Consider the following 9,323-nt stretch of genomic DNA (forward strand, 5'->3'; position numbering starts at 1 on the left):
GCCCCCCCTTTTTCTTGAAGAATATTTAAAGAACCATCCGGAATTTTCAGTATCTAAATTTGTGTAAAACCATATAGAAATAAAGATTTCCATTAATTTCATGACGGTCAGTGGATTTTTAATAATTCGAAGAGGCTTAGAACCCTATTAACTCGGACTACGATTCGGAAGGTCGTGGGTTCAAACCCTTTCCGGCGCGAATATTCCCCCTAGTACATTTACAATTTACATATAAATTGCCGGTCTTATCTTACTGGCCCTGTCAATTAACTATCTCATTAGAAATCATGAGTAACTTTTGATCCATATCATGGTTTAATCATACAAGAGAGCCTTACGAATCTAAATAAAAGTATTTCGGAAAAGAACATTTCGGGGGTTGAAAATCAGAGGGGAGTTAATATAATTAGAACAAAAAGATTCCAAAAAGCCAAAATGTTAAGTGTAAAGAGGCAATAAATATGAGGATCAAATTTTTATTTATGAGGACGTGGGTAGTATGCATCTCTTTTATAATTTTTTGCTCGTCTATTGCATATTCGGCCACTTGGCGACAATTTGGAGAACTTCCTGAATCTCCAAAATTTGGTAGAACGGATTATTTTATCGAAATAGAGAGCATAAACATAAAAGGAGATGTTAGGAGCGCTTTGTTAAAATCTGTATTTTCTAAACCACAGACATATAACGAGGGAAAGACTTATACGGATTTGTTGAGTTTTGCTCATTATAACTGCTCAAATAGGACTCAGGCAATATCCAGGATAGACGTTTATAGTACGAATGGTGAACTTGTGGGATCAGAAAAACAGGATTTGATTTATGTGCCAATACCCGAAGGAAGTTTAGATGAGAAAATTTATCAATTTGTTTGTAATTATAAGAAGTAGTCCAATTATTGCATATTGCATCCTTTGGTAGGGTATTTTCATCTAACACCTATGATGATCTCTAAAGGAGGAGAAGAGTTGTCGAAAAAGATTAAGTTTATGACGATAATATCAACGTTGTTATCCTCTATTCTATTTCTTACGTATATATCTAAAGCCCAAGATGTTGCCGTTCCAGTGTTGGAACCTACAATAGAAAAGGTGGTTTCCTATCCCAACGAATATGAAGGAAGAAAAATTACGTTACAAGGCGAGGTCTCCAGGTTGAAATTTACTGAATCATTCACCGGGAAACCCTATACTTTATTCGAGTTGGTGGATCCTGAGAAGAATATAATAAACGTTTATGCTGAGGGGCACTTGGGCATTGAAAAAGGTGAAAAACTCCGAATCCATGGGAAGTTCAGCACGGAAAAGAATTATTTTCTGTTTAAGTTTAAAAATGTTGTAAAGGCGAAATCGTTTGAGATCTTAGGTTAACGTGGTGCTTTTACCCGATTAGCAAAGCCAGTATTGAATTCTCTAATTTCTGTTAAATGAAGGTTTTAGGGAGTTTTGTCAGGACATTCCTTTAAGACATTACGGTTTCGTTAGAATTCTTTTGTTTTAGCTGAAGGTCTTTCTTGTCTACTCAAGGCTCTATTTTTTATGAGCCTTCCGATTTCCCAATTTTCTTTATCTACTTCGGTTGGGATTTTTAATGCTGGTATGGATTTCGGGTTTCCTTTTTCATCTATTGCAACATATACGAAATATCCTTCGCAGCAAAACTCTTTCTTACCGGTAAATTTTTCAATCCTGTAAACCTTAACACTTACAACCATCGATGTCTTGCCGGTGTATATGACCTTTCCCTTTTGTTCTATAATATCCCCTTGTTTTATGGGTGTCTTAAAATCTAGTGCTTCAATAGATGCTGTGACGACCTCTTCGTTGCAGAAAAGCATAGCAGCGAGACCGCCGGTAATATCCATGAATGAGACAAGTGTCCCCCCGAATATATTGCCGTAATGATTGGTGTGTGGGGGAAGAACAAGCTCGGAATTAGTGACCTCGGTAGATTCTTTGGCCTTAGATGGTTTTTCCATAACGATCTATTTTGCCCCCTTCTCGTACTAAACGAGTATTCAGAACTACTAGATTGTACTCACTTTAACCAATAGTTTAAGTAATTATTTTGTTTTGTTATTTACGAGCTCAAATTCAAAGTATGGCGCACATTCTCAGGATTCTCTCGAGTTTACTTTTTAATGAACCTTCGGGTTATATTTCATGTCTGCTAGATAAGATTTTACAATTTGACAAATAGTGAAGTTAGATTAATATTAGATCACTCTAATTTTGAAGTTTTATCACTCTAAATGTGCGTCCAGACCATCCGGGGAATTTAGAATGCCGATTTAGAGGGACTGTATTAATATGATTTCAAATTTCTACAACCAGCTTATATGTTTCATCGAAGGAATCAGTGAAAACAGTGAGTTTGTACATTTATCAACCTTTCACACAAAAATCGCTTTCTTGGTACTCGTTTTGTTTTCCTTCCATGAGGTATTTGCGGTAGGTGGTATTTCCAATACAAAGGTTATAGTGCCGAGCACAGAAACGGTTCCTGAAAGGCACTTAGAGATTGAGCCGTTTTTTGGCCTGGTTTTCGTTGATGACGAGGATAATTCGGTTGGATTCGACGCCGGCGGGCGTTTTACTTTGGGTGTAGTGGATAATTTAGAGATTGGCGCAAATGCCGGATATCTTTCCGTTGAAGATTCGAATGTAATAGATCCGGAGGCTAATCTCGGCAATGTAGAGGCTGGAATGAAATTCAGGTTCATTGATGAAGGTGATAAATTTCCGTTCTCGCTGGCCTACCAGGGAGGAATCACATTTCCAACTAGTGGCAGTAACGATCTTTGGGTAATTGAACCTTTCGGCTTGATCCTTACGAAGAATTTCAGCGATTCCTTTTCTTTGGATACGGATATTGTTCTAGCCTTGGTTGAAGATAAAAGTGCAGGATTTGTGGCTGAATTGGGATTTGGCTATTTTGTCAGACCTTGGTTTCAACCCGTGATAGAGGCTGGTTATTCGTTTGAAGATGCGGAAGGTGAAGGTAGTGTTTCTGTATTTAATTTAACCGCTGGATTTACGGCCCCGGTTTCGGAAATGCTGACAATTATTTTTGGAGTTACGCCTGATCTTCATACAAGGAATATAGATAAAGAATTATTGATCACTACAGCATTTACGTTTCTTTTTTGAAGTATTTACGGTTAACAGAGAATAACAATGTGGAAGAAGACTTTAATCCCCCATTCAACCCGTTATTTTGTGGCATGCTAAAGTCCAGCTCGTCACATTTGGTGGGATTCTCATTTCAGTAATGGACCACCGTATTTCTAATAACAGATACAAAACAGTCTTGACGTAGGAATGATTTTCCGTATAATTTAGATTACTCTAAAAACTTATATTGGTCGATCTAAAGATAAAATTAATTAAATCAAATGATAAGTCCGACTGTTGAAGATTATTTGAAGGCAATATATAAGCTTCGAAAGGGGAAGGAAAAAGTAACTACATCTGCCATCGCGGAGAGGTTAGAACTCTCCAATGCAACTGTCACTTCTATGATAAAGAAACTGGCAAAGCAGAAATTTGTAAAACACATTTCCTATCATGGAGTTGTGTTGACAGATGCGGGTGAAAAGGTTGCTGTAAAGGTAATTCGTCGGCATAGGCTGGTCGAGTTATTCTTGAAGGAGATTCTAAAGCTGGAGTGGGATAAGGTTCATGATGAAGCTGAAAAGCTCGAACATTATATATCAGATGAAATTTTAGACAGTATAGACAGGGTCCTCGGATATCCCAAGACCGATCCTCATGGGGATCCTATTCCGACAAAAAGTGGTGATATCGAGAACGTAGATGATAGATATACATTGGCAGATGCAGAAGTGGGTAAAACCTTGGTGATCCACGGCGTTAGCGATGGCGATCCGAAAAAACTCCGCTTCATGTTTAAACTGGGCTTGCTGCCTGGTGTCAGTATAAGCATTAGGAGCAAGACTCCATTTGAGGGTGACTTGGATATTAAGGTTGGCAAATCGCACTATCACCTTCCGTTGGAGGTTGCAAAGAAGATTTATGTAACTCAGCTTGAAAAAACCCTCGATCGGGTAGAGAAGAAGCATTAACTTGGAGAAGAATTAGAGACAATGAAATTTGGTCTAGAGAGAGTCGGTACGAATTTACTACAATACGTAATATCTTTATTTTTATTTTCCGTGCCCGCGAATGCACATATCATCAAGGAAGAGCCTTGGCACCCTGTACCGGCAGCGTATCTTAGAAGCTTATTCTACGCAAACCTAAAACCGATTGATTGGGATCTGATTGAGAAGGATTTTATGACTGTTAATGGGCCAGGATATAAATTTACTTCAGTTTATGAGGCGTTTAAACCCTTAAAGGAATATAGCGGTGAAGATTATGAATCCTTGATAAAAGTTGCGATTGCAAAGAAGGATAGGGTGGCACTTTATGCGATTTCTACTCGAGCCGTTTCACAGTTGATAAGATTTCATTTAGCTAAAGCACAGGAGAATCTTGAAAGGCCCGGCGTCGCACTCGAAGAGTTGCTGAATGCGAGGAGGATTTACCGGGCGTTTGAAAACTTTCTCGAACAAGCCGATCAACCAGCTTACGACAAAATGGGAAGAGCATGGTTGGAGATGTCGAGCAGCACGGGAAGCTCCGGCGTCCTTGGAGTAGGGGTAAAGGATGCTGATCCAAAGAAATTTGAAAATGCACGAAGGCTGGTAGACGATTATTTAATTGATAATTATGAAGCCGAAGTAGAAGGATCTGCTGTTGAGATAACCCCGCTGCCGAAAACGGTTGCTACTGCTAACAATAATGTAAACATAGCTCCTTGGCTGCCGCCTGGTAGTGATTTGAACGATCAGGATCCCCTGCCGCGGTTGGTTCTTAATTTCGAAGAACGGGGTCTCGATGAAAAGGATTTGTTTTTAGTTGCTTACGGGGATATGTTGTTTGACTCCCCCGAAATATTTGGGGAGCCCGCAAGGAGTCTGGGTTTAGCTTGTTCGACCTGTCATAATCGAGGTGACATTAATAAACGATTCTTAATTCCAGGTATAAGTCAAAAACCGGGTTCAGTGGATGTAGACGGCCACTTTTTTAATCATCGGTTTAATGATCACAGGAATGATGCAATAGATATACCGAGTCTAAGGGGCTTGCGTTTTACGGCTCCGTACGGTAGGGACGGTAGATTCGCGAGTCTCAGGGATTTTATACGTAACGTTATCGTAAACGAATTCGGAGGAGAAGAGCCAACTCCGCTCATGCTGGATGCCATGGTTGCGTATATGTTTGAATTCGACTGGCTCCCCTCGAATTATTTAAATCCAGACGGCACCTTAAACGATAAGGCATCGGTGGAGGCTAAGCGAGGGCAGGTGATTTTCAATACTCCCTTCAAAGGAATGGGTGGACGTTCGTGTAGTACGTGTCATATACCTAGCGCTAATTTCATGGATGGTTTGAGGCATGATATCGGATCGGGTGACCCAGCCAGTCCGGGCGCTCGTGACAGCTTCTTTGATACACCCACACTTATAAATATCAAATATACCTCTCCGTATTTTCACGACGGGTCATTAGAAGCTCTTTCAGATATTGTGGAGTGGTTTGACGGACATTATAAACTTGGGCTTTCTAAAGGACAGAAATTGGACTTAACCTCATATCTCGAGGCTGTGGGAGCAGGAGAAGATCCATTCGAGTTATTTGATGAGAAGAACACACGCTTCCTGATGGACTGGAATGAACTCTCTACCTTTGTAAGCACCTTGAATACACTTATACCGGCCCAGGATAAGGTTCACACCGAGCTTCTCCTGAGAACCGTATCGAGTGATTTAAGAGTGGATGCTATTGGTTTGCAAGACCTTAGTCAGGCTCCAAAGGTTTATGCGTTATCTGACAAGCTCGAGGAAATACTCGATGCAGTAGAGGCTGACGATTGGAAGGGTTCGACTAGACTGTGGATGGAATATCAGGAATTGGAAAAGGAATATGGCTCTCAACTTAGGTGATGAAATAGAGAGAAAGAGATGAAAAGATTAATATATATTTCATGTTGTTTTCTTTTATTTTTATTTACTTTCTATTTTAGTTCCTCAAAGGCTGACGCTGGGTCTGATTTGGAAAAACGAAAGCCCCTAGTGCTTGCGTTTATACCACAGGAAAATCCTGAAAAACTGATTGGAGACATCAAGATTATTACCGAGTATCTTGAGAAAGAGATGGGTATACCAGTTAAGGGGTTTGTGACTCAGGATCACGCCGCTGCTGTGGAAGCCCTTAGGAATGGTGAGGCTGATATATCCTTTATGGGTGGATTACCCTATGTCCTTGCTCATGACCTGATAGGGGCAAACGTTATACTTTCTGAGGTTTACAGGGGAAGTCCCACATATCGTGGTCGGATCTTTGTTAGAAGAGAAAGCGGCATAAAAAAATTAGAAGATCTTCGCGGCAAGAGCATTGCCTTTGCCGATCCCATATCAGAGTCCGGCTATATTTATCCACTCGACATATTCGTGCAGGCTGGGCTTCTCAAACCCACTGATGACCCTCAGATATTTTTCGGTACTGTGTATTTTGCAGGGGGTTACCAGCAGGCGATTCAGGCTGTGGCAAATGGTTTAGTGGATGCAGCGGGATCCAGTCAATTTGCCGATTTGCTTTTAACTCCTAATCAACTGGAAAAAATAACCTGGATAGCCGAGTCAAAGCCAATACCTTCTCATTTGGTGTGTGTTCGAAAGGATTTTGATGAGCAGAGGAAAGAGGCTTTTAAGAAAGCTATGTTGAAACTCAATCTACCAGAATATAAACATCTTCTAAGGCATGTCTATAGCCCTGACGGTTACATTGAGGCTAGTCACAAGGATTACGAATCGGTTGAGGAAATGGCCGAGTTATATGGATTCCTTAATAAATAGAGGAGCGTTCAATGGAAGAGATTCCAAATCTAGAGGGTAACTTAAAAAGTTTTCAGAATCAAAAGGCTGTAAATGTAGTTTCACTTAGGAATATAAAGGTTCGTTATACACATGATGGTCCACTGGTCATAGACATCGATCGGTTGGATATACAAAAGGGAGAGCGCGTTGCCGTAATTGGTCAGAGCGGAGCAGGCAAGACCACGCTTTTACGATTGATTAATGGCTATGTCAATCCCGAATCCGGCCTCATAAAGATTTTTGAATACAATAAAGATACGGGACCGATTCGAAACAGGAATCTAAGCCGAAGAATAGGCTTTATCTTTCAGCATTTTAATCTAATTGACCGTGCCACAGTTTTTGAAAACGTATTGTGGGGCAGATTAGGGATGGTTAACCCCTTTTTAAGCCTATTCGGATGGTTTCCAGACATGGATAAGAAAGCAGCCATGAGAGCGATTAAGGAGGTCAATCTCGAAAAACAGGCAGGCCAGCGAACCGATACCTTGAGCGGGGGGCAGTTGCAAAGGGTTGCAATTGCAAGGGTACTGGCTCAGGAGGCTGAGATAATCCTGGCGGATGAGCCCGTAAGCAATCTCGATCCCTCATTGGCTGATGATATTCTTGGATTGCTTGGAGAGGTAAGTAACAGGCATGGAGTAACTTTGATTATGAATCTTCATCAGCCCGCGCTGGCGCAGCGCTATGCTGACCGCATTATTGGATTGAAGCATGGAAAGATCATTCATGATGATGAAGCGAGCTTTCTAAATCCTATTGCCCTTCGTTCAATTTTTGACCCCGGAATCAATACCTCTCAACTGTTTAGTTCAAATGTACAAGAAGAACCTTCCCATTGAAGGTGGAATCCAAGGCTTTGACTACCCGCGCCCAAGATTAATCGATAGTATGTGGCGTGCAGGCGGCCTATTGTTTTTAGTAATTCTTATAGCCTGGGCCTGGTCAGGGACAGACTTTAATATCAAAAAGCTTCTCAACAGTATGCCTCGTATGGCTGAGTTTTTCGGCCGGTTGGTTCCGCCCGATATGACGGTTGCAAAAACGGTATTTGTTTCAACTGGTGAAACTGTGCAGATTGCCTTGTTTGGAACCTTCATCAGCGCCATAGCGTCAGTCTTTCTCGGCCTTCTTGCGGCAGAGAATATTTCGCCGCGCTGGGTTAGTCAACCTATGAAGTGGTTTTTGGCAGTTCTAAGGGGTATTCCGGTAATCCTTTTAGCCCTTATGTTTGTCAGTACAGTGGGGTTGGGACCCTTTCCGGGTGTCTTAGCTATAGCTTTCCATTCTACTGGCATGTTAGGTAAGTTCTATGCTGAGGCGATTGAGAGTGCCAGGAGTGGTCCTCTGGAGGCCCTTGACAGCGTTGGCGCAAGTCTCTGGCAGAGGGTTCGTTTCGGAATTTTAACACAGGTCGGTCCCGATTTGGCAAGAGACACATTCTTTAGGTTCGAATTGAACCTTCGTGAATCATTGGTCCTGGGGCTTGTTGGAGCAGGCGGAATTGGTTTCTACATTCTACTCTACATACGTGCTTTTCAGTATGAAAAGGTTGCAACGCTTACGGTTGTCGTACTCTTGATGGTAGTCATGGTTGAGCAAATAAGTGTTGCTATCCGGAGGAGGTTGAGGTAGCTTTGGATCTTAATAATTCTCATCATAACTCCTTTTCTGGTATGGTTATAGAAGTGATCCTGATATATATCTATAATCTTAGGTTCTGAGAACGAAGTAAATTATCTTTGATCTGGTTTTTACGTTAATGACGGATGATGAAACCAAGCTTAAAAGTTACAGTTACCTTAGTAAGTTATACCCGAAAACAGGAGCATATGTCCTAAATCCGGTTAAAGGCGTATATAGACTGGGTCAAGAATTAGGCTTCGAAGACGAAGAAATCAATGATATCCTTGATTACATTAATAATGAAGGTCTGGCTATCGTGTATTTAAACGAAGAAAAGATCACAATCACAAATAAGGGAATCAGTGCAGTAGAGGAGGCGGAGTTGAATCCCGTGGCTCCTACCAAGTATTTTCCAGCTGTCTTAGGGGTTAGGCATTTTGGTAGATCAGATGAGTCGCAGTTACCTAAACAGTTTTATGAAGCAAAGCATGACACCCAAATAAGTTCAATTAAATACAAGGAATTAAAAAAATCAACAGAGCTGATAAAGGGCTCAATGGATAAATTGCACATCACACCTGAGCTTAAATCCAAACTAAGGGCCGAATTAATCACTATAGATGTTCAAATATCTCAACCGAAACCGGATGTAGATGTAATTAGAGAATGTGTAGGTTCAATTAGGAGTATTCTTGAAATGGCCACAGATAGCTTATTAGTCAGAAGATTAATGAGCCAATTAATCAACCTCTAA

At 41.0% G+C, this 9,323-nt stretch carries 10 protein-coding genes; 9 read left to right on the forward strand and 1 reads right to left on the reverse strand.

The features are described from left to right. Window positions 1-482 precede the first annotated feature (482 nt). Window positions 483-890, forward strand: a complete 408-nt coding sequence (locus tag VGA95_12625; GenBank protein ID HEX9667384.1) for a surface-adhesin E family protein — start codon at window positions 483-485, stop codon at window positions 888-890. A gap of 78 nt (window positions 891-968) precedes the next feature. After that, window positions 969-1,370, forward strand: coding sequence for a hypothetical protein (locus tag VGA95_12630; GenBank protein HEX9667385.1), 402 nt, complete (start codon window positions 969-971; stop codon window positions 1,368-1,370). Window positions 1,371-1,480: 110 nt separating this feature from the next. On the opposite strand, the gene VGA95_12635 is transcribed toward VGA95_12630, so the two are convergent. Next, a complete protein-coding gene (locus VGA95_12635) occupies window positions 1,481-1,978 on the reverse strand; it encodes an acyl-CoA thioesterase (protein HEX9667386.1) in 498 nt (165 codons plus the stop codon). A gap of 331 nt (window positions 1,979-2,309) precedes the next feature. Between VGA95_12635 and VGA95_12640 the strand changes: the two genes are divergently transcribed. From VGA95_12640 to VGA95_12670, 7 genes are all read left to right on the forward strand, one after another. Then, window positions 2,310-3,149 carry a hypothetical protein gene (locus VGA95_12640; GenBank protein ID HEX9667387.1) on the forward strand — a complete coding sequence of 280 codons (840 nt, stop codon included), beginning with the start codon at window positions 2,310-2,312 and terminating at the stop codon, window positions 3,147-3,149. Between the two features lie 245 nt (window positions 3,150-3,394). After that, window positions 3,395-4,084, forward strand: a complete 690-nt coding sequence (locus VGA95_12645; GenBank protein ID HEX9667388.1) for a metal-dependent transcriptional regulator — start codon at window positions 3,395-3,397, stop codon at window positions 4,082-4,084. 21 nt (window positions 4,085-4,105) lie between these two features. Then, a complete protein-coding gene (locus VGA95_12650) occupies window positions 4,106-6,010 on the forward strand; it encodes a cytochrome c peroxidase (protein ID HEX9667389.1) in 1,905 nt (634 codons plus the stop codon). A gap of 18 nt (window positions 6,011-6,028) precedes the next feature. Continuing rightward, the gene (locus tag VGA95_12655; protein HEX9667390.1) at window positions 6,029-6,922 is read left to right on the forward strand and encodes a phosphate/phosphite/phosphonate ABC transporter substrate-binding protein; all 894 of its coding nucleotides are present in this window, start codon (window positions 6,029-6,031) and stop codon (window positions 6,920-6,922) included. Between the two features lie 11 nt (window positions 6,923-6,933). Next, window positions 6,934-7,785 (forward strand): ATP-binding cassette domain-containing protein, encoded by an 852-nt coding sequence (locus VGA95_12660; protein ID HEX9667391.1) that lies wholly within the window; start codon window positions 6,934-6,936, stop codon window positions 7,783-7,785. Continuing rightward, window positions 7,760-8,578 (forward strand): phosphonate ABC transporter, permease protein PhnE, encoded by an 819-nt coding sequence (gene phnE, locus VGA95_12665; GenBank protein HEX9667392.1) that lies wholly within the window; start codon window positions 7,760-7,762, stop codon window positions 8,576-8,578. The genes VGA95_12660 and phnE overlap by 26 nt, the downstream gene beginning before the upstream one ends. Window positions 8,579-8,705: 127 nt before the next feature. After that, complete coding sequence (locus VGA95_12670; GenBank protein HEX9667393.1) at window positions 8,706-9,323, forward strand: hypothetical protein; 618 nt, start codon at window positions 8,706-8,708, stop codon at window positions 9,321-9,323.

This window comes from Thermodesulfobacteriota bacterium (assembly GCA_036397855.1).
Classification (GTDB): Bacteria; Desulfobacterota_D; UBA1144; order Nemesobacterales; family CSP1-2; genus DASWID01.